Source organism: Sodalis sp. RH15, assembly GCF_047324255.1.
Lineage (GTDB): Bacteria > Pseudomonadota > Gammaproteobacteria > Enterobacterales > Enterobacteriaceae > Acerihabitans > Acerihabitans ligni.
Map to the genome: position 1 here is coordinate 4,937,755 of NZ_CP178738.1, position 19,193 is coordinate 4,956,947.

Sequence of the window (19,193 nt, forward strand, 5' to 3'; positions counted from 1 at the left end):
GGTTTTTTTATGCCCGCAATGCGCCCCGAACTGCGAACCAGAGTAGCGAAACAGGAACAGGATATGAGCCAACAAGTTATTATTTTCGATACCACGCTGCGCGACGGAGAACAGGCGTTGCAGGCCAGCCTCAGCGTCAAGGAAAAATTGCAAATCGCCCTGGCGCTGGAAAGGATGGGCATCGATATCATGGAAGTGGGCTTCCCGGTCTCTTCGCCGGGGGATTTTGAATCGGTACAAACCATCGCCCGGCAGATCAAAAACAGCCGGGTCTGCGGCCTGGCCCGCTGCGTGGAGAAAGATATCGACGTCGCCGCCGAAGCGCTGCGGGTTGCCGAGGCATTTCGTATCCATGTTTTCCTGGCGACGTCCACCCTGCATATTGAATCCAAACTCAAGCGCAGCTTCGAGCAGGTGATGGAAATGGCGGTGCAGTCGGTCAAACGCGCGCGCAACTATACCGACGACGTGGAGTTCTCCTGTGAAGACGCCGGCCGCACGCCCATTGATAATCTGTGCCGGATCGTCGAGGCGGCCATTACCGCCGGCGCCCGCACCATTAATATTCCGGACACCGTCGGCTATACCACTCCCCTGCAATTCAGCGGCATCATTACCTCTCTGTTCCAGCGTGTGCCCAATATCGATAAAGCCATCATTTCCGTACACTGCCATGACGATTTAGGCATGGCGACGGGCAACTCTATCGCCGCGGTACAGGCCGGGGCGCGCCAGGTGGAGGGCACGCTGAACGGCATCGGCGAACGGGCCGGCAACACCGCGCTGGAAGAAGTGATCATGGCCATTAAAGTGCGCGAGGACATCATGGGCGTGCACACCAATATCAACCATCAGGAAATTTACCGTACCAGCCAAATCGTCAGCCAGCTGTGCAATATGCCGATCCCGGCCAACAAGGCGGTGGTGGGCTCCAACGCCTTTGCCCACTCTTCCGGCATCCATCAGGACGGGGTGCTGAAAAACCGGCAAAACTACGAAATCATGACGCCGGAAAGCATCGGCTTGAAAGAGGTGCAACTGAACCTGACCTCGCGCTCCGGCCGCGCGGCGGTGAAACACCGCATGCATGAAATGGGCTATCAGGAACAGGATTATAACCTGGACGAGCTGTACGCCGCCTTCCTCAAACTGGCGGATAAAAAGGGCCAGGTGTTCGACTATGATTTGGAAGCGTTGGCCTTTATCAGCAAGCAACAGGAAGAGCCCGAGCATTTCCGCCTGGACTCTTTTAGCGTACAGTCCGGCTCCCATGATATCGCCACCGCCTCGGTACAACTGGCCTGCGGCGATGAGGTCACGGCGGAAGCCGCCACCGGCAACGGCCCGGTGGACGCGGTATACCAGGCGCTGAACCGCATTACCGGCTATTCCATCACCCTGCAAAAATACCAGCTGACCGCCAAGGGTCACGGCCGGGATGCGCTGGGCCAGGTGGATATCGTGGTGGATTACCAGGGCCGCCGGTTCCACGGCGTCGGTTTGACCACCGACATTATCGAGTCCTCGGCCAAGGCCATGGTGCACGTCATGAACAATATCTGGCGGGCGCAGCAGGTGGAAATCGAACTGCAGCGTCTGCAGGGACAAAACAATAAACGGGATTATCAGGAAACGGTGTAAACATGAGCAAGAACTATCATATTGCGGTATTGCCGGGAGACGGCATTGGTCCGGAAGTCATGGCGCAGGCCTATAAGATTTTAGCCGCGGTGCGCGAACGTTTCGCGCTGCGGATTACCACCAGCGAATACGATGTGGGCGGCGCGGCCATCGACAGGCACGGCAATCCGCTGCCCGACGTCACCATCGCCGGCTGCGAGCAGGCCGACGCCATTTTGTTCGGCTCGGTGGGCGGCCCGAAATGGGAACACCTGCCGCCGGCCGAGCAGCCGGAACGCGGCGCGTTATTGCCGTTGCGCAAGCACTTCAAACTGTTCAGCAATTTGCGTCCGGCCCGTCTTTATCCGGGATTGGAGGCTTTTTGCCCGTTGCGCGCCGACATTGCCGCCCGGGGTTTCGATATTTTGTGCGTGCGGGAACTCACCGGCGGGATTTATTTCGGCCAGCCCAAAGGCCGCGAAGGCAGCGGCATGCATGAACGCGCCTTCGATACCGAAGTGTACTACCGTTTCGAAATCGAGCGCATTGCCCGTATCGCCTTTGAATCCGCCCGCAAGCGTCGCCACAAGGTCACCTCCATCGACAAGGCCAATGTGCTGCAAACGTCCATTATGTGGCGGGAAATCGTCAACGAAGTCGGGAAGGATTATCCCGACGTCGCCCTGTCGCACTTATATATCGACAACGCCACCATGCAGTTGATCAAAGATCCTTCGCAGTTCGATGTGCTGCTGTGCTCAAATCTGTTCGGCGACATTTTATCGGATGAATGCGCCATGATCACCGGCTCCATGGGCATGCTGCCTTCCGCCAGCCTGAACGACCAGGGCTTTGGTTTATATGAACCCGCCGGCGGTTCCGCACCGGATATCGCCGGTAAAAACATCGCCAATCCGGTGGCGCAGATTCTTTCCGCCGCGCTGTTGATGCGCTACAGCCTGGGCCTGGACGACGCCGCCGACGCCATCGAGCAAGCGGTGAACCGGGCGCTGGCCGCCGGTCACCGTACCGCGGACTTGGCTGGCGACGGCCAAGGGGTCGGCACCGACGAAATGGGTACCATTATTGCCGGTTATATTACTCAAGGGGCATGAATATTATGGGCAAGTCGTTATACCAAAAATTATATGATGCGCATGTGGTTTATCAGGCGCCGGACGAAACACCATTGTTATACATTGACCGCCATTTGGTGCACGAAGTGACTTCTCCCCAGGCATTCGACGGATTGCGCGCCATGGGCCGTCCGGTACGCCAGCCGGGCAAGACCTTCGCCACCATGGATCACAATGTCTCCACCCAGACCCGTGACATCAACGCCAGCGGCGAAATGGCCCGCATCCAGATGCAGGAACTGATCAAGAACTGTGCTGAGTTCGGCGTTCAGCTTTACGATTTGAACCATCCCTACCAAGGTATCGTGCATGTGATAGGCCCGGAACAGGGCATGACCCTGCCGGGCATGACCATCGTTTGCGGCGACTCCCATACCGCTACCCACGGGGCGTTCGGTGCGTTGGCCTTCGGCATCGGCACTTCGGAAGTAGAACATGTGCTGGCCACCCAGACCCTGAAGCAGGGCCGCGCCAAGACCATGAAAGTGGAAGTCACCGGCAAGGCCGCCGTAGGCATAACCGCCAAGGATATTGTATTGGCGGTTATCGGCAAGATCGGTTCCGCCGGCGGCACCGGACATGTGGTGGAATTCTGTGGCGACGCCATCACCGCCCTGAGCATGGAAGGCCGCATGACGCTGTGCAATATGGCTATCGAAATGGGCGCCAAGGCCGGGCTGGTGGCCCCCGACGATACCACTTTCGCTTATCTGCAGGGCCGCCAGTTTGCGCCGAAAGGCGATAGCTGGCCGCAGGCGGTGGCCTATTGGAAGACCTTGCGCTCCGATGACGACGCGGTATTCGACAAAATCGTTACCCTGAGCGCTGAAGATATCGCGCCGCAGGTGACCTGGGGCACCAACCCCGGCCAGGTTATCGCCATCAATCAGAATATCCCCTCGCCGGAGTCGTTCAGCGATCCGGCGGAGCGTAACTCCGCCGCCAAGGCGCTGGCCTATATGGATTTGCAGCCGGGCATCCGTCTGACCGACGTGGCCATTGACAAGGTGTTTATCGGATCTTGCACCAACTCCCGCATCGAGGATCTGCGCGCGGCGGCTGCCATCGCCAAAGGCCGTCAGGTGGCCCCGGGCGTGCAGGCCATCGTGGTGCCGGGTTCCGGTCCGGTTAAGGCACAGGCGGAAGCCGAAGGGCTGGACAAAGTGTTTATCGACGCCGGTTTTGAATGGCGCCTGCCCGGCTGTTCCATGTGCCTGGCGATGAACAATGACCGCCTGAACCCCGGCGAACGGTGTGCATCCACCAGCAATCGTAATTTCGAAGGCCGCCAGGGCCGCGGCGGACGCACGCATCTGGTGAGTCCGGCCATGGCGGCGGCGGCGGCGGTCACCGGGCATTTTGCCGATATTCGCGAATTGAATTAAGGGAGTCAGCAACATGGCAAAATTTACACAACATACCGGACTGGTGGCGCCGTTGGATGCCGCGAATGTGGATACCGACGCCATCATTCCAAAGCAATTTTTGCAGAAAGTCACCCGCACCGGCTTCGGCCAGCACTTGTTCAACGACTGGCGTTTTCTCGATAATGCCGGCCAGCAGCCCAATCCCGACTTTGTGCTGAATAAGCCCCGTTATCGCGGCGCCAGTATCTTGCTGGCCCGGGAAAACTTCGGCTGCGGCTCTTCCCGCGAACATGCGCCCTGGGCTTTGACCGATTATGGCTTCAAGGTGGTAATCGCCCCGAGCTTCGCCGATATTTTTTACGGCAACAGCTTTAGCAGCCAATTGCTGCCGGTGGCCCTGCCCGCTGAACAGGTGGATGAGCTGTTTACTTTGGTGAACGCTCAAGAAGGCACGACCTTTACCGTGGATCTTGAACGGCAGCAGGTGATTGCCGGCGATAAAACCTATCCGTTCGAAATTGATGCTTTTCGCCGTCATTGCATGATCAACGGCCTCGACAGCATCGGCCTGACGCTGCAGCACGAGACCGCCATTACCGAGTACGAAGCCAAGCAGCCGGTGTTTCTGCACTAGCCTGTAGTGTTTTTCACCGTGTTTAAGACACCGGTCCTTCCGTCGTCTGACATTCTGTTGCAAGCCGGGGAGTTTTACTCTCCGGCTTTTATTTGCTGGGAAGAGGATACAGAGCCCGTTTTATTGGCAGGCTGACCTTAATATCTGGGACATGACGCCAATTGGCTCTTCTCGGTGCGCCAATCGATACGGGCTATTCGAGGCTGCGTTTAAGTATTTTATAGCTGAAGCCTCATAAATTTTTTCACAAAAAACCTTTAAATTAAATATATATAAATATCTTCACCCGCCTCTGAGATACTTTTACCCCCCTGACATTAAAAAAACCGGCAAGCTTTCGCTTCCCGGCTGGTTAATTTCACCAATACTCACAAGCTTACGTTTATCAAAGCAGCAAAATCCTTTTTATTGCTCCATACCATGGATACTCTATTCATAGAATATTATATCCAGTGCTGGTATTCGTTTTCCGACATCTTATCGATGTGCCACTGGGTTACCTGTAATAACAGCGCCATCCTTGCTGCGCTTAAAGCCTTATCAGGGCGACCGCCTTTACCGATGGCACGCAGATAACATTGATAGAATCGTCGTAACGTCGTTTTTTTCATCTGTTTGCCCCCGTCGCCTCCATTCGATGCTCCCCTTTCGACAAAAGCATTATCGGCTTATTATAGCGGAAGAAAAATAGACGGCTTTCGAAGGAGAGTTCCTCTTTTATGACTTCATCCCGCTTGCATCAGCAATTTATCCGCCTGTGGCAAAGCTGCCAGGGGCAGGAGCAAGAGACCACTCTGCAGGATTTGGCGCTGGTGCTCAGCTGCTCTCGGCGCCATGTCCGTTCCTTGCTGAAAGCGATGCAGGATATGGGCTGGCTGGAGTGGCGTTCCCAGGCCGGACGCGGCAAACACTCACATCTCCGGTTTCTTTATACCGGCCTGGCGTTGCAACAGCAGCGGGCCGAAGACCTGCTGGAGCAGGATCGCATCGACCAGTTGGTGCAATTGGTGGGGGACAAAGATGTAGTGCGCCAGATGCTGTTGTCCCATGTGGGCCGCAGCTTCCGGCAAGGCAAGCATATTCTGCGGGTCCTCTACTATCGTTCACTGCAAAATTTGCTGCCCGGCACGCCGCTGCGCCGCTCGGAGAACCATGTGGTACGGCAGATTTTCAGCGGCCTGACCCGGATAAATGAGGAAAATGGGGAACTGGAGCCGGATCTGGCCCACCATTGGCAGCGGGTCTCGGCGCTCCATTGGCGTTTTTATCTGCGCCCGGCCATTCATTTTCATCATGGACGCGAGCTGACCACCGACGATGTGCGCCTGTCGCTGCTGCGCCTGAAAGACCAGCCGCTGTTCAGCCATCTGGATAGCGTCAGCTCGGCCACCGCCAATACCGTTGATATCACCCTGTCCGCGCCGGACGAATGGCTGCCCTGGCTACTGAGCAGCGTATCGGCCATGATCTTGCCGCAGGAGTGGCAAACATTACCTGATTTTACCCGACGTCCCATCGGCACCGGGCCCTATGCCGTGGTCAACAATGGCCCGAGCCAGCTGAAAATCCGGGCTTTTGATGACTATTTCGGCTATCGAGCGCTGATTGATGAGGTGAATATCTGGGTATTGCCGGATCTTACCGCTGAGCTGACCTACTCAGGGGTGCAACTGCAAGGGGACGACAGCGGCCATGATGAGCTGGAAACCCGCCTGGGGGACGGCTGCTATTTTATTCTGTTCGACCAGCGCTCGCCGCTGATGCAAAACCCGGAACATCGCCGCTGGCTCTGCGAAAACATCGACCCGATATCCATGCTGGTGCAGGCCGGACCGGCCTATCAGCACTACTGGTCGCCGGCCTACGGTATCCTGCCGCGCTGGCACCACAACAAGGTCGCCGAGGCGCGCCCGAAACCGTCGGGACTGACCCATCTCAGGCTGACGGTTTACCACGCTCATTCCGAATTTGATGATTTATGCCGCGCCTTGACCGAGGTCCTGGCGCGACTGGATATCCAGTTGACCGTCAACACCCTGAACTACGAAGCCTGGCATCAGGGCGCGGCGCAGAGCGACATTTGGCTTGGCAGCGCCAACTTCTCCCCGCCGCTGGAATTCTCGCTGTTCGCGACCTTCTATGAAATGCCGTTACTGCATCACTGCCTGCAAACTGATTTCGCCCGGATAGCGCAAACCTGGCGCAGCCGGCAATTACCGCTGGCGGAGTGGTGCAGCGCGCTGGTCACCGATTATCGCCTGCACCCTCTGTTTCACCACCGGATGATATTGCAAGGGCAACGCAGCATGCGCGGCGTGCGCATGAATGCCCTCGGCTGGTTCGATTTCAAATCCGCCTGGTTTGCGCCGCCGGATTCCTAAACGCTGTCAAGAGGCGAACAAACCCATTACAATGAACGCGTTCTCAACGGGGTGCGAAATTCACCGGCGCTATGCCGCCGGTGAATTTCGCTGAGACCACACCCGTCGAACCTGATCCGGTTAATACCGGCGAAGGGATTTGAGAGCGCGCCGCGCTGCCTCAGAACTCCTTTGCCATACTTCTTTTCAGGAGCGCAACGTGATAAAAAAATGGTTACCTTCCCTTATTTTACTGGCTTCCATACCCGCATGGGCAAAACCCGTATTGACGGTTTACACCTATGATTCATTCGCCTCCGAATGGGGCCCCGGCCCGGCTATCAAAAAGGCCTTTGAAGCCCAATGCGGCTGTGAACTGAAATTCATCGTCCAGGAAGACGGCGTCGCGCTGCTCAATCGCCTGCGCATCGAAGGGAAAAAAAGCAGTGCGGATGTGGTGGTAGGGTTGGATGATAATCTGATCCAGGCCGCCCAGGATACCCATCTGTTTAAACCTCATAACGTGGATACCGCAGGACTTACCCTGCCCGGCGGCTGGCATGACGCTACTTTTCTGCCTTTTGATTACGGCTATTTCGCCTTTGTCTACGATAAAAACAAGCTTAAAAATCCCCCCGCCAGCCTGCATGAGCTTATCGATGGCCCGGCGCCGCTGAAAATCATCTATGAAGATCCCCGCACCAGCACCCCCGGACTGGGTTTACTGCTGTGGGTGCAAAAAGTCTATGGCGACGACGCGCCACAGGCCTGGCAACGTCTGGCGAAAAAGACCGTTACCGTGCCCAAGGGCTGGAGCGAGGCCTATGGGCTGTTCCTGAAAGGGGAAGCGGATATGGTGCTCAGCTACACCACCTCGCCGGCCTACCATATAGTGGAAGAGAAAAAGGATAATTACGCCGCCGCGTCCTTCAGCGAAGGGCATTATGTGCAGGTGGAAGTGGCCGGCCAACTGGCCGCCAGTAAAAATCCCGAGCTGGCGCAGCAGTTTATGCATTTTATGGTGACGCCGGCCTTCCAGCAGACCATCCCCACCGGCAACTGGATGTACCCGGTGATAAAGACTCCGCTGCCGGCCGGTTTTGACCAGCCGCCGCAAAAAACGCTGTCCTATACGCCGCAGGAAGTGGCGAAACAACGGAACAATTGGACCCAGACATGGCTGCGCGCCGTCAGCCAATAATCCCCCGCTGGCTGTGGCCGGGACTGTTGGCGGCCGCGCTGCTGGCCGCCATTGCGCTGTCGGCCGTGGGCGCGTTATGGATCAATGCCCCGGCCACTCAATGGCGGGATATGCTGACCGACGGCTATCTTCGCCATGTGCTGCGTTTTACCCTCTGGCAGGCGCTGCTGTCGGCGGTACTGTCGGTCTTGCCGGCGATTTTTCTCGCCCGGGCGCTTTTTCGCCGTCGTTTCCCCGGCCGCCTGCTGCTGCTGCGCTTTTGCGCCATGACGCTGGTGATGCCGGTGCTGGTGGCGGTATTCGGTATATTGGACGTTTACGGCCGCCAGGGCTGGCTGGCGCAGATAAGCGCGGCGCTGCACTTGCCTTATGGTTTCTCCCCTTATGGTTTGCCGGGTATCCTGCTGGCCCATGTCTTTTTTAACCTGCCGCTGGCGACGCGGCTGCTGCTACAGGGACTGGAAAGTATCCCGGTGGAACAGCGCCAGCTGGCGGCACAGCTCAATATCAGCGGCTGGAATTTTTTCCGGCTGCTGGAGTGGCCCTGGTTGCGCCGTCAGCTACTGCCGGCGGCGGCGCTGATTTTTATGCTGTGCTTCGCCAGTTTCGCCACCGTGCTATCCCTGGGGGGCGGGCCCGGAGCCACCACCATCGAACTGGCCATTTACCAAGCGCTGAGCTACGACTACGATCCCGGCCGCGCGGCGCTGCTGGCATTGCTGCAAATGATCTGCTGCCTGGGCCTGGTACTGTTCAGCCAGCGTCTGGCCAAGGCTTTTCCGGTGGGGGACACCCGGCCGTCAGCCTGGCGCAATCCCCGCGACAGGCACCGGGGAAGAATCATCGACGGGATCGTTATCGTCATGGCATTGCTCTTGTTGCTGCCCCCCTTGCTGGCGGTGGTCGCCGACGGTATCAACCGCGACCTTGCCTCGGCCCTGGCCCGGCCAGCCTTATGGTCGGCCATGCTCACCTCGTTACGGATTGCCCTCGGCGCCGGCCTGCTGTGTATTACCCTAACGCTGATGCTGTTATGGAGCAGCCGGGAACTGCGGTTACGCCGTTCTTTATGGGGAGCGCAGATGCTCGACCTGAGCGGCATGCTGATCCTGGCGATGCCGGGCATTGTCCTGGCCGCCGGCTTCTTTCTGCTGGCCAATAACAGCGTCGGGCTACCGCAGTCACCCTATGGGCTGGTGATACTGACCAACGCCCTGATGGCCGTACCCTATGCGTTGAAAATTCTGGAAACACCGATGCTGGACGTGGCGGAGCGCTACAACCGTCTGTGCCTGTCCCTGGGCATCCGGGGCGCGGCGCGGTTAAACGTGGTGGAGTGGCGGGCGCTGCGACAGCCCCTCGGACGGGCGATGGCCTTTGCCAGCATTCTTTCCATCGGGGATTTCGGCGTGGTGGCCCTGTTCGGCAACGAACATTTCCGCACCCTGCCTTACTACCTCTATCAGCAAATCGGCGCCTACCACAGTCAGGACGGAGCGGTGAGCGCGCTGGTCCTGCTGCTGTTGTGCTTTATACTGTTTTCCGTCATTGAAAAACTCTCGGAGTCCCATGATCCAGCTTGATAACGTGACCTATCTTTACCGTCATCTGCCGATGCGTTTCGATCTGCGGCTGGCGGCGGGTGAAAAGGTCGCGGTGCTCGGGCCGAGCGGCGCGGGGAAAAGCACGCTGCTCAATCTCATCGCCGGCTTTTTATCGCCGGACTGCGGCCGGATAGCGCTGAACGGCGAGGATCACAGTAACACCCCGCCCGATCGGCGACCGGTATCCATGCTGTTCCAGGAAAACAACCTGTTTGCCCATCTTACGGTGGCGGAAAACATCGGCCTCGGCCTGCATCCCGGCCTGCGGCTCACCGCCGAACAACGGGATCGGGTGCAAGGCGTGGCGCTGCAGGTGGGGCTTGAAGACCTGCTGCAGCGGTTGCCGGGCCAGCTCTCCGGCGGCCAGCGCCAGCGGGCGGCGCTGGCGCGCTGTCTGGTGCGGGATCGGCCGATTCTGTTGCTGGACGAGCCGTTTTCCGCACTGGACCCGGCGCTGCGCAACGATATGCTGCAACGGGTGGAGGAGGTCTGCAACCAGCGCGGCCTGACGCTGCTGATGGTATCGCACAATCTGGATGACGCCGTGCGTATCGCGCCGCGCACCCTGCTGATCGTGGACGGCCGCGTTTATTATGACGGTCCGACCCGCCGCCTGGCCTCGGGAGAGGCGCCCGAGGCCGCTGTATTGGGTATCAAGCCCGGCGACGGCGGCAGATAGCAAGCAGGTAGCCATGGGCGACAAACGCTCCCGCCCCTCACGCTCGTCCGAAGGCCGCATGCTTGCACGATTGCACGATTGCACGTTTGCACGTTTGCACGATTGCGGCAGGCTTGGTGATATTTTGATGATATCGCAATTTTGCCCGCCAGATTATATGCTTATAACAATCAATATTATTGCCCAGGCACAACGACCCGGCAATAATTAGCACTATGATTGGGTTAAATGACCGAATATGGCACTCTTGAAGCACTTCACATTATTTTCTTTCATTCATAATATGATCTGAAATGAGTGAAAGATTGTATGTACCTTTCATTTACAATAATATTTAAAGCAGGATCTACCGCTAAAAAATTTAGATAAAAAATAATGCTTATTTTATATAATTCATAGAGTTACATCAATATTTCTCGTTCGCCGACACCAGGATACTTAAATCATGTTAAATATCAATCACGGCAAAATAGATCACTATGCGCAGCAAGGTGTCGAATATCTCTATATCGTATTCAAGGTGTTAAAAAAAAATGGTAACGCTTGCACTTATCAAGCTGAGGCGCAGCATATAAAAGCATTATTGAATAGAAACATAACCACTTGCGAGGTACATAAATTATTGGAAAAAACCGCTAGGTCTTATCCGGCGAATTCATCCGCCGTGGACGAAATTTATGGTTTTGATCGCTATTTTAAAGTTGTTTTGTCAGAGGTTAACCCTAGCGCTAATCATCTCAATGCCATTTTACAGCTTATCGCCGAGCAGGATTTTATAGAATCGGTCTATCCGGCCGGCAAACCTGTGGATGCCTCGGCAGGCATAAATTTTCACCATGATCCTCGCCAGCATGGTGATGGGTGCAATACCGAGTTCATTACGACTGATCTCATTATACCCGATTTTTATCAATACCAGTATTACCTCAGTTCGCCGGCATATAGGACGGGCAATTATAAGATAGGCGGAATATATGTGCATGGCACCTGGGGGACACTTGGCGGGGATGGAAATTATGTCACCATCCTGTCATACGAGTTATCCGCTTGGGATACCAGCCACGTCAATTTGCCCCATGAGCGCGCGTTTGTACAGGGAGCGGCAAACATTGATTTTCATGATACCGCTTCCGTCGGCGTGGCGGCAGCAAGGTTTTTGCCGACGGCGACAATGAGCGGGATAGTGGGAATAGCCTATAACGCCCGGGTCGCCTACGCGGCGTGGCCGATAGAAAATATTTATAATGCCTACTATCAGCTGAATGAGGGAGATGTGGTACAAATGGGCATACAGCTCATCGGCGGAACAGAAACGGGGTGTACGGCTGATTGTTATGTCCCGCTGGAGTATAACAATGCCTATTATGATATTATCCGGGCATTAACCGATAAGGGCGTTCATGTTATTATCGCCGCCGGCAACGGGGCGATAAATTTGGATCATGCCGCCTTTAACGGCAAATTTAATCGGAACGTCAGAGATTCCGGCGCAATTTATGTGGGAGCTATCGACCCCACCACCGCGAGACGCGCTTCCTTTAGCAATTACGGCTCGCGTATCGACAGCTCCAGTTGGGGCGCGTACGTCGTCACGACTTTTTACGGCAGCGGAAATCTTTTCAATTATCCCAATGCCTGGTATATCAACAACTACGGCGGCACGTCCTCCGCCAATCCCATTGTCGCCGGCGCCGCGGCCAGCCTGTCTAGTATCGCCAAAGCGAATAACTGGTCGCTCCCCCCCAGATTACTCAGGCAAATATTCACCGAGACAGGTACGGTATTCCAGAATAACGACTCCCTCATCATTGGCACCCAGCCCAATCTGTCTGCGGCTTTATCTACTTTCAAAACCATTTCCTGACGTTTTGCTTCATCAACCCGCAAAGGCATATCAATAACAGATATGTGTTTTGCTTATTATGAAGCGACATAAAATCGCCAACATAATCAGAAGCTGAGTACTTTGCAAAACTGAGCGGCATAAACCGGCATCAGCGGATGGCGGATTAACGCCGCGATGACCGCCGCCGTCCCCAGGATGCATAACGGCGTCAGCCAGCGCAGCCTGCGCAAAGGCAGCAGGCGGGCCGCCGGTCGCGTGGATATTTTGTGGCTGCGGCGCCAGCGCCAGATTAGCCAGCCGGTAAGCCAAAATAGCAGCGCCACCGTCAGCAGCAGGGCACGGAATCCGCCGGTATGCTGGCCGTCGGGGATATTGATGGCCACACCCGCCAGGATGCCCGGCATAAAATAGGCCGGCGGCCAGGTCAGGCAGCCAATGATATTGGGCAGCGCAAACTTCAGCGGCGGCAGATCCAGCATGCCGGCCACCATGGGCACCAGCGGCCGGGTGGGGCCGACAAAACGGCCGATCAGCACCGTCATCAGGCTGTGCTGATGCAAGGCATATTCGGTCTTGTTGAGCATGGCGCGGTGTTTTTTTAAAAAAGACCATCTTTTCAAGGGCTTTTTAAAACCATGACCGAGAAAGTAGGATATCCAGTCGCCCAAGAAGCATCCCACAATGCCGGCGGCCCACGCGGGATAAAAACCCAGGGCGCCGCTGCCGATCAGCGCGCCAAGCGTCGCCATCATCACCGTGCCCGGCAATAACAATCCCACCAGGGCCAACGACTCCAAAAATGCCACCAGCGCAACGACCAATAATGTAACAGCCAAAGATATCGTGGTTAAATGCTGTAAAAAGGCTTCCATAGCCCCCTCTTGTTTATCAAAGCTGGCGGATTGTCAGTGCTCTTGTCCACAGCGTCAATCACTCATTTGTATAAATATTTGGCAATATCAGATTATAACCTGGCCGCTGGACAATGACTGTATGAATAATCATACTTATTAATGATGCTTCTATAGTGAGCTTGTTGACAAGATGCCCGCGCTCGACAGGCTGGTCGCAGGCTAAGCTTTTTGAGGAAAAACAGACCCGATGTCAGAACCCGCCCTGCCCCGCCAGGGTTTTGTACTTACCCGTCATTGGCGCGATACCCCCGCGGGCATCAGCGTCCACTTTTGGCTGGCTACCGACCAGGGCCCGCAAAAAGTCACTCTGCCGCCGCAGCAGGCGGTAGCCTTTATGGCCACCGAGTTCGCCGAACAGGCCCGCCCCCTGCTGGCCGCCGTGGAAGGATGCAGCCTGCGGTCCTTGGAGCTGCGAGATTTCCACCGGCGGCCGGTGACGGGAGTCTATTGTCGCCACTACCGGGATATCGGTCGACTGGAAAAAACCTGCAAAGAGGCCGGTATTCCTCTATATGAAGCAGATATCCGCCCCCCCGAGCGTTATCTGATGGAGCGGTTTATCACCGCCCCGGTCATGTTTGACGGCAGCAGGCAAGACGACGTTACGCTGATCGATGCCCGGTTGAAACCGGACGCAGGCTATCGCCCCCGGTTAAAAACCGTCTCGCTGGATATCGAAACCAACCGTTTCGGCGAGCTGTACTGTATCGGGTTGTACGGCTGCGGGCAGCGGCAGGTCTATATGCTGGGGGAACCTCCGGCGGAACCCGTCGCCTGGGCCGACGGCTGTCTTGAGTATGTGCCGACACGCGGCCAGCTTATCGACCGGCTTAACCTCTGGTTCGTCAACCACGACCCGGACGCTATCATCGGCTGGAATGTAGTGCAATTCGACCTGCGCGTCCTGCAGCAGCAGGCGGAACGCCACCACTGCACGCTGCGCCTCGGACGCGGGGGGGAAGCCCTGGAATGGCGCGAGCACGGCATGAAAGCGGGCCACTTTTTTGCCGGCGCCGCCGGCCGGCTGATTATCGACGGTATCGAGGGACTGAAGTCCGCTTTTTGGCAATTTACCTCCTTCAGCCTGGAAAACGTGGCTCAGACCCTGCTTGGCGAAGGTAAAGATATCTCCACCCCCTATCAGCGCATGGATGAGATAGACCGCCTGTACCGCGAAGACAAACCGGCCCTGGCGCGGTATAACCTCAAGGATTGCGAACTGGTGGTGCGGATTTTCGAGCATACCCGCCTGCTGGCGTTCCTGCTGGAGCGCGCCTCGGTCACCGGCCTGGCGGCGGACCGCAGCGGCGGTTCGGTGGCCGCGTTTACCTGGCTGTATCTGCCGCGCATGCACCGCGCCGGTTACGTGGCCCCCAACATGGGGGATATCCCGCCGCAGCCCAGCCCTGGCGGTTATGTGATGGACTCCCGGCCGGGTTTGTATGATTCGGTGCTGGTATTGGATTACAAGAGCCTTTACCCCTCGATTATCCGTACCTTTCTCATCGACCCGGTAGGTTTGATCGAGGGCATGGCGCAACCTGAAAGCGACCAGACGGTGGCCGGTTTTCTCGATGCGCGCTTTTCCCGTCGCCACCACTGCCTGCCGGGCATCGTCAGCGAACTTTGGCTGGGCAGGGAACGCGCCAAGCGGGATCACAACCAGCCCCTTTCCCAGGCGATGAAAATTATCATGAACGCCTTTTACGGTGTATTGGGAGCGCCGGGATGCCGTTTTTTTGACGCCCGGCTGGCATCAAGCATCACGATGCGCGGCCACGCCATCATGCACCAGACGCGAAAACTCATTGAAGAGCAAGGCTATCCGGTTATTTACGGCGATACCGACTCCACCTTTGTCTGGCTGAAGCAGGCCCACGATCGCGGTGCCGCCGATGCCATCGGCCGCCAAATGGCAAAGACCATCAATCAATGGTGGCAAACCCATTTACAGGAAACCCTGGGTCTGGAAAGCGCGCTGGAAATAGAATATGAAACCCATTTCAGCCGTTTTCTGATGCCCACCATCCGCGGCGCCGAGCTGGGCAGTAAAAAACGATATGCCGGACTGGCGCAAACCGAGGAAGGCGACCATATGGTATTCAAGGGATTGGAAACCGTTCGCAGCGACTGGACGCCGCTGGCCCAGCAGTTTCAGCAGCAGCTTTACGAGCGCATATTCCGCCGCCAGCCCTATCAGGAATTCGTGAGGGATTTTGTCCGCCGGACCCTGGACGGCTCACAGGATCACCTCTTGGTGTATCGTAAACGCCTGCGCCGAAAATTAAGCGAATATCAACGCAATGTACCGCCGCAGGCCCGCGCGGCAAGGGCAGCCGACGAGTATAATCGACAGCATGGCAGGCAGCAGCAGTACCAGAACGGCGGCTGGATAAGCTATATTATCACCGCCCAGGGACCTGAGCCCCTGGAGATACGCCGCACCGCGCCGGATTACAACCACTACCTGACCAAGCAGTTACAGCCGGTGGCGGACGCTATACTGCCTTTTGTCCGGGATGATTTTGCTACGCTTATATCGGGTCAAATGGGTCTGTTTTAAGCGTAAAAGCGAATATTGGTAGGTGACGCAGCGGCATCTATCCATTAACATAACGCCTTTTCGGACCTCAACGCTAACCCTTACCGAGTTTAACGCCGTGACCTCAGGCCAGCGCCAGCCACGGTAAGCCGCGCTATACCCTAACTAATTCAAGTTGCAGGAAGGCGGCAACGCAGCGACGAATCTGCAGGGAGCAGATTTGAACGCTGCTTGCGGCGGCCCCGAAGGGGCGAGGCTCATGGACGAGCCGAGTAACAAAACCAACGCACCTGCGACTTGAAGTATGACGGGTATATTGCCGGTAATTTTGCCTAACATAACACCGAGCCGAGAATTTATGCCTTTCAAATCAGGTCAACGCTGGATCAGCGATACGGAAAGTGAATTGGGATTGGGAACCGTGGTTGCCGTGGATAACCGCATGGTCACCCTGCTGTTTTCCGCTGCCGGTGAAAATCGTCTTTATGCCCGGGCCGATGCTCCCGTCACCCGGGTCATTTTCAATCCGGGCGATACCGTAACCAGCCATGAAGGCTGGCAACTACTGATAGAATCCGTGGAAGAAGAGGACGGCCTGTTAACCTATATCGGCACCCGGTTGGATAGCGGCCAGGCCGACACCGTGCTGCGGGAAGTGATGCTGGACAGTAAACTGACCTTCAGCAAACCGCAGGACAGACTGTTTGCCGGGCAAATCGATCGAATGGACCGATTCGTCCTGCGTTATCGGGCGCGAAAATTTCATAGCGAACAATTTCGCCAGGCCTGGAACGGTTTACGGGGCATCCGCGCCAACCTGATCCCCCATCAGTTGCATATCGCCTCGGAAGTGGGGCAGCGTTACGCGCCGCGGGTTTTGCTGGCGGACGAAGTGGGCTTGGGCAAAACCATCGAAGCCGGCATGATAATCCATCAGCAGTTGCTCACCGGCCGCGCAGACCGCGTGCTGATCGTGGTACCGGAGTCATTATTGCACCAATGGCTGGTGGAAATGCTGCGCCGCTTCAACCTGCTGTTTTCCCTGTTTGACGAAGAACGCTACGCCGAAGCGATGCAGGACAGCGAGAATCCCTTTGAAACCGAACAGCTGGTGCTGTGTTCGCTGGACTTTGTGCGCCGCAACCATGAGCGGCTGGAAAAGCTGGCCGACGCTGAATGGGATCTGATGGTGGTGGACGAAGCCCATCATCTGGCCTGGAGCGAAGAGGCTCCCAGCCGGGAATACCAGGTGATCGAGCAGCTGGCCCGCAGTATTCCCGGCATCCTGCTCCTTACCGCGACGCCCGAACAGCTGGGGCTGCAAAGCCACTTCGCCCGCCTGCGGCTGCTGGATCCCGATCGTTTCCATGATTACGCCGAATTCGTGGCGGAACAGCAGCGTTACCGGCCGGTGGCGGATGCGGTCACCCTGTTGCTTAACGGCAAGGATTTAACCGACGAGGCAAAAAATCTGCTGGGGGAGATGCTAAGCGAACAGGATATCGAGCCGCTGCTGGCGGTGACCAACGGCGACGATACGCGCGCCCGCAGCGCCCGCCGCGAGCTGACGGCCATGCTGATGGATCGCCACGGCACCAGCCGGGTGCTGTTCCGTAATACCCGGCAGGGCGTTAAAGGCTTTCCGCGCCGGCTGCTGCATCAAATCAAGCTGCCGCTGCCGGCCCAATACCAGACCGCCATCAAAGTGGCCGGCATCATGGGGGGCAAACAGGCGCCGGATGAGCGGGCGCGCAACATGCTTTACCCTGAACATATTTATCAGCAATTCGAAGGCCAGAGCGCCACCTGGTGGAATTTCGACCCCCGCGTTGAATGGCTGCTGGAATACCTGCTGCAGAACCGGCAGGAAAAAGTACTGGTGATCTGCGCCCACGCCGATACCGCCCTGCAATTGGAACAGGTGCTGCGGGAGCGTGAAGGCATCCGCGCCGCGGTATTCCACGAAGGGTTGTCCTTACTGGAACGGGACCGCGCCGCCGCCTATTTTGCCTCGGAAGATGACGGCGCCCAGATCCTGCTCTGTTCGGAAATCGGTTCCGAAGGGCGAAATTTCCAGTTTGCCCATCAAATGGTGATGTTTGATTTGCCGTTTAATCCGGATTTGCTGGAGCAGCGCATCGGCCGGCTGGATCGCATCGGCCAGACTCATGACATCGAGATTTTTGTACCCTATCTTGAGCAGACCGCCCAGGCGATATTGATCCGCTGGTATCATGAAGGATTGGATGCGTTTGAACATACCTGCCCCACCGGCCGCGTCCAGTACGATCAAGCCTACGCCACCCTTATCGGCTATTTGGGCGAACCGGCGCAGCAGGAAGGACTGAACGAATTTATCCTTGAATGCCGCAAACAGCACGATCGGTTAAAGCTGCAACTGGAACAGGGACGCGATCGCTTGCTGGAACAGCATTCCAACGGCGGCGAACAGGCCCAGGCGCTGGCGCAGGCCATTGCCGCGCAGGACAGCGACCCCCAGCTGGTGAATTTCGCCCTCAACCTGTTTGATATCGTAGGCATCAATCAGGAGGATCGCAGCGACAGCCTGATTGTCCTCACCCCGTCGGATCACATGCTGGTACCGGAGTTCCCCGGCCTGCCGGAAGAGGGCTGCACTATTACCTTCAACCGCGAGCAGGCGCTGGCCCGGGAGGAAACACAGTTTATCAGTTGGGAACATCCCATCATCCGTAACGGCCTGGATCTGGTATTATCCGGCGACAGCGGCACCAGCGCGGTATCGCTGCTGAAAAACAAAGCGCTGCCGGCGGGCACCCTGCTGGTGGAATTGATCTATGTGGTTGAGGCATCGGCCCCGAGAAAATTGCAGCTGAACCGTTTTTTACCGGCAACCCCCATCCGGCTGCTGCTGGATCAAAACGGTAACGATCTGGCATCGCAGGTGGAATTCGAACATTTCAACCGGCAGCTCAACGCCATAAAACGCCATACCGCCGGTAAACTGGTGAGCGCGGTACATCAGGAAATACACAAGCTGTTGCAAAAAGGCGAAGCGCTGGCGGCCGAACAGGCCCGGACGTTAATCCATAGCGCCAGGCAGCAGGCGGATGAGAGCCTGAGCGCCGAGCTTAACCGCCTGGAGGCATTGAAAGCGGTGAACCCGGCAATCCGGGAAGACGAGCTGGAGACGCTGGCGTATAATCGCGAGCATGCACTAACCCAACTGGATCAGGCCAACTGGCGGCTGGACGCCATACGCCTGATTGTGGTCACCGATCAATAATTGTTGCGGGGTCTGGGGCGCCGCC

Annotated in this window: 13 protein-coding genes and 1 riboswitch; of the genes, 11 read left to right on the forward strand and 2 right to left on the reverse strand. The window is 57.0% G+C overall.

Annotated features, from left to right (window positions below; genetic code table 11):
• Positions 1 to 63: 63 nt before the first annotated feature.
• From leuA to leuD, 4 genes are read left to right on the forward strand one after another with little or no spacing between them, the layout of a single operon-like run.
• A complete protein-coding gene (gene leuA, locus ACL2XO_RS22425) occupies positions 64 to 1,641 on the forward strand; it encodes a 2-isopropylmalate synthase (protein ID WP_132925955.1) in 1,578 nt (525 codons plus the stop codon).
• Positions 1,642 to 1,643: 2 nt separating this feature from the next.
• A complete protein-coding gene (gene leuB / locus ACL2XO_RS22430; RefSeq protein ID WP_203523896.1) occupies positions 1,644 to 2,735 on the forward strand; it encodes a 3-isopropylmalate dehydrogenase in 1,092 nt (363 codons plus the stop codon).
• A gap of 5 nt (positions 2,736 to 2,740) precedes the next feature.
• Positions 2,741 to 4,141 carry a 3-isopropylmalate dehydratase large subunit gene (gene leuC / locus ACL2XO_RS22435; protein WP_132925951.1) on the forward strand — a complete coding sequence of 467 codons (1,401 nt, stop codon included), beginning with the start codon at positions 2,741 to 2,743 and terminating at the stop codon, positions 4,139 to 4,141.
• A gap of 13 nt (positions 4,142 to 4,154) precedes the next feature.
• A complete protein-coding gene (gene leuD / locus ACL2XO_RS22440; protein WP_413725482.1) occupies positions 4,155 to 4,757 on the forward strand; it encodes a 3-isopropylmalate dehydratase small subunit in 603 nt (200 codons plus the stop codon).
• 443 nt (positions 4,758 to 5,200) lie between these two features.
• Here the strand turns inward: leuD and sgrT are convergent, their stop codons facing one another.
• Positions 5,201 to 5,368 (reverse strand): glucose uptake inhibitor SgrT, encoded by a 168-nt coding sequence (gene sgrT, locus ACL2XO_RS22445; RefSeq protein WP_132925947.1) that lies wholly within the window; start codon positions 5,366 to 5,368, stop codon positions 5,201 to 5,203.
• Between the two features lie 108 nt (positions 5,369 to 5,476).
• On the opposite strand from sgrT, the gene sgrR reads away from it, so the two are divergent.
• The 5 genes from sgrR to ACL2XO_RS22470 all read left to right on the forward strand — a co-directional run bounded on the left by sgrR (position 5,477) and on the right by ACL2XO_RS22470 (position 12,465).
• On the forward strand, positions 5,477 to 7,138 hold the full coding sequence (gene sgrR, locus ACL2XO_RS22450) for an HTH-type transcriptional regulator SgrR (RefSeq protein ID WP_413725484.1): 1,662 nt from the start codon (positions 5,477 to 5,479) through the stop codon (positions 7,136 to 7,138).
• A gap of 37 nt (positions 7,139 to 7,175) precedes the next feature.
• Positions 7,176 to 7,294: riboswitch (TPP riboswitch) on the forward strand.
• A 43-nt stretch (positions 7,295 to 7,337) separates the two neighbouring features.
• Positions 7,338 to 8,318: a thiamine ABC transporter substrate binding subunit gene (thiB, locus tag ACL2XO_RS22455; protein ID WP_132925943.1), complete on the forward strand. Its 981-nt coding sequence runs from the start codon at positions 7,338 to 7,340 to the stop codon at positions 8,316 to 8,318.
• Positions 8,294 to 9,901, forward strand: coding sequence for a thiamine/thiamine pyrophosphate ABC transporter permease ThiP (thiP, locus tag ACL2XO_RS22460; RefSeq protein ID WP_413741556.1), 1,608 nt, complete (start codon positions 8,294 to 8,296; stop codon positions 9,899 to 9,901). Before thiB ends, thiP begins: the two co-directional genes overlap by 25 nt.
• Entirely contained in the window at positions 9,888 to 10,601 is a 714-nt protein-coding gene (thiQ, locus tag ACL2XO_RS22465; protein ID WP_413741557.1) for a thiamine ABC transporter ATP-binding protein ThiQ, read from the forward strand. The genes thiP and thiQ overlap by 14 nt, the downstream gene beginning before the upstream one ends.
• Positions 10,602 to 11,046: 445 nt before the next feature.
• Positions 11,047 to 12,465: a S8 family serine peptidase gene (locus ACL2XO_RS22470; protein ID WP_413741558.1), complete on the forward strand. Its 1,419-nt coding sequence runs from the start codon at positions 11,047 to 11,049 to the stop codon at positions 12,463 to 12,465.
• 86 nt (positions 12,466 to 12,551) lie between these two features.
• On the opposite strand, the gene ACL2XO_RS22475 is transcribed toward ACL2XO_RS22470, so the two are convergent.
• A complete protein-coding gene (locus ACL2XO_RS22475; protein WP_413725489.1) occupies positions 12,552 to 13,319 on the reverse strand; it encodes a DedA family protein in 768 nt (255 codons plus the stop codon).
• A gap of 229 nt (positions 13,320 to 13,548) precedes the next feature.
• On the opposite strand from ACL2XO_RS22475, the gene ACL2XO_RS22480 reads away from it, so the two are divergent.
• On the forward strand, positions 13,549 to 15,924 hold the full coding sequence (locus ACL2XO_RS22480; protein WP_413741559.1) for a DNA polymerase II: 2,376 nt from the start codon (positions 13,549 to 13,551) through the stop codon (positions 15,922 to 15,924).
• Positions 15,925 to 16,261: 337 nt separating this feature from the next.
• Positions 16,262 to 19,168: an RNA polymerase-associated protein RapA gene (rapA, locus tag ACL2XO_RS22485; protein WP_413725491.1), complete on the forward strand. Its 2,907-nt coding sequence runs from the start codon at positions 16,262 to 16,264 to the stop codon at positions 19,166 to 19,168.
• The last annotated feature ends 25 nt before the right edge of the window (positions 19,169 to 19,193 follow it).